This window comes from Mycobacterium sp. TH-M82 (genome assembly GCF_057473605.1).
This window is the reverse complement of sequence record NZ_JBYCKY010000338.1, coordinates 1-2,473: the sequence shown is the minus strand read 5'-3', so window position 1 is coordinate 2,473 and position 2,473 is coordinate 1. Positions and strand designations below refer to the sequence as shown.

General features: G+C 72.3%; 4 protein-coding genes. All 4 read left to right on the top strand.

Annotated elements, in window-relative coordinates; all coding sequences use genetic code 11:
- Window positions 1–284 (top strand): ribosome silencing factor (rsfS, locus tag AC2VON_RS10520; RefSeq protein WP_486952903.1); only part of this gene is annotated, 284 nt, incomplete at its 5' end.
- On the top strand, window positions 281–955 hold the full coding sequence (gene gpgP / locus AC2VON_RS10515) for a glucosyl-3-phosphoglycerate phosphatase (RefSeq protein ID WP_486952902.1): 675 nt from the start codon (window positions 281–283) through the stop codon (window positions 953–955). The genes rsfS and gpgP, both read left to right, overlap by 4 nt.
- Entirely contained in the window at window positions 945–1,694 is a 750-nt protein-coding gene (gene octT / locus AC2VON_RS10510) for a diglucosylglycerate octanoyltransferase (RefSeq protein ID WP_369737934.1), read from the top strand. Before gpgP ends, octT begins: the two co-directional genes overlap by 11 nt.
- 55 nt (window positions 1,695–1,749) lie before the next feature.
- Window positions 1,750–2,473 (top strand): DegV family protein (locus tag AC2VON_RS10505; protein WP_486952901.1); only part of this gene is annotated, 724 nt, incomplete at its 3' end.

The following is a 2,473-nucleotide window of genomic DNA, read 5'->3' as shown; positions in this document are numbered from 1 at the left end:
GCCAGCTGGTCATCACGGACTGCTTCGTCATCGCGTCGGCGTCCAACGAGCGGCAGGTCAACGCCATCGTCGACGAGGTCGAGGAGAAGATGCGCCGGGCCGGCTACAAGCCCGCGCGCCGCGAGGGCACCCGGGAAGGCCGCTGGACGCTGCTGGACTACCGCGACATCGTCGTGCACATCCAGCATCAGGACGACCGCGACTACTACGCCCTGGACCGCCTGTGGGGCGACTGCCCGGTGGTGCCGGTGGACCTGTCGGCGGAATCGGCGGATCCGCTATGAGAATTCGTCGCCTGGTGATGTTGCGGCACGGCCAGACCGCCTACAACCTCGGCAGCCGGATGCAGGGCCAGCTGGACACCGAGCTCAGTGAGCTGGGCCGGGCGCAGGCGATCGCCGCGGCCGAGGCGCTGGGCAAGCAGCAGCCGCTGCTGATCGTCTCCTCGGACCTGCGGCGCGCCTACGACACCGCGGTGACGCTGGGGGAGCGGGCCGGCGTGGACGTGCGGGTCGACGAGCGGCTGCGCGAAACCCATCTCGGCGACTGGCAGGGCTTGACGCACACCCAGATCGACGCCGAGGCCCCGGGAGCCCGGCTGGCGTGGCGCGAAGACGCCACGTGGGCACCGCACGGTGGGGAGAGCCGGGTGGACGTGGCCTCGCGCAGCCTGCCGGTGGTCGCCGAGCTGGTCGCCGGCAACCCGGGCTGGGGCGACCCCGACCAGCCGGATCGACCGGTGGTGTTCGTCGCCCACGGTGGGCTGATCGCCGCGCTGTCGGCCGCGCTGCTCAAGCTGCCGGTCGGCAACTGGCCGGTCCTGGGCGGCATGGGCAACGCGAGCTGGGTGCAACTGTCCGGCCACTCCCGCGGCGAAGGCGACGGGTTCGACGGCATCGGCTGGCGCCTGGACGTCTGGAACGCGTCGGCGCAGGTGTTCGGCGATGTCCTCTGAGGCGCGTCCCACCCTGCTGGTGTTCGCCGACTCCCTGGCCTACTACGGGCCCACCGGGGGACTGCCCGCCGACGACCCGCGGATCTGGCCCAATCTCGTTGCCGCACAGCTAGGCTGGGACCTGGAGCTGATCGGTCGCATCGGCTGGACCTGCCGGGACGTCTGGTGGGCGGCGACCCAGGACCCGCGCGCCTGGGCGGCGCTACCCAGGGCGGGCGCGGTGGTCTTCGCGACCGGCGGGATGGATTCGCTGCCCTCGGTGCTGCCGACGGCGTTGCGCGAGCTGATCCGCTACGTGCGCCCGTCGTGGCTGCGGCGCTGGGTACGCGACGGGTACGGCTGGGTACAGCCGCGGCTCTCGCCGGTGGCCAGGCCCGCGCTGCCCCCGCGCCTGAGCGCCGACTATCTCGAACAGACCCGTGCCGCAATCGATTTCAACCGCCCGGGCATCCCGATCGTGGCATCCCTGCCGTCGGTGCACATCGCCGAGACCTACGGGAAGGCGCACCACGGCCGTCCCGGCACGGTGGCGGCGATCACCGAATGGGCGCAGCGCCACGACGTTCCGCTGGTGGACCTCAAAGCCGCTGTGGCCGAACAGATCATGAGCGGCCGAGGCAACCCCGACGGCATCCACTGGAACTTCGAGGCCCACCAGGCGGTCGCCGAGCTGATGCTCAAGGCGCTGGCCGAAGCCTTGCAAAAGGCTCAAGTGGCGGCCGAGAAGCCGTGTGACTGACCGTGACCCGCGCCGACGACGATGCAGAGCGCAGCGATGAGAAGGAGCGGCGCTGATGACTGTCGTGGTGGTGACCGATGCGTCGTCGCGGCTGCCGGCCGACCTGTGCGAGAAGTGGGCGATCCGCGTGGTCCCGCTGCACATCCTGCTCGACGGCGCCGACCTGCGTGAGGGCGTCGACGAGATCCCCGAGGACCTCCACAAGCGTCACGCCACCACCGCGGCGGCGACGCCGGCCGAACTCGACGCCGCCTACCGGCAGGCGTTGACCGACAGCGGCGGCGACGGCGTGGTGGCGGTGCACATCTCCTCGGGCCTGTCGGGAACCTGTGCCGCCGCGCAACGCACGGCGGCCGAACTGGGCCCGGCCGTGCGGGTCGTCGACTCGAGGTCGGCCGCGATGGGCACCGGCTTCGTCGCGCTGGCCGCCGCGCGGGCCGCGGCCGCGGGCGGCGATCTGGAGGCCGTCGCCGGCGCCGCCGGCGCGGCGGTGTCCCGCGGCCACGCCTACATCGTGGTCCACCGCCTGGACAACCTGCGCCGCAGCGGACGGATCGGCGGGGCCAAGGCGTGGTTGGGCACCGCGCTGGCGCTCAAGCCGGTGCTGCGCATCGAGGACGGGAAACTCGTTCTGGCCCAACGGGTGCGCACGGTCAACAACGCAACTGCGGCGATGATCGACCGGGTCTGCGAGATCGTGGGGGAGGACTCCGCCGAGTTGGCGGTGCACCACGTCGCCAACCCCGACGGCGCCGACCGGGTCGCCGCCGCGCTGGCCG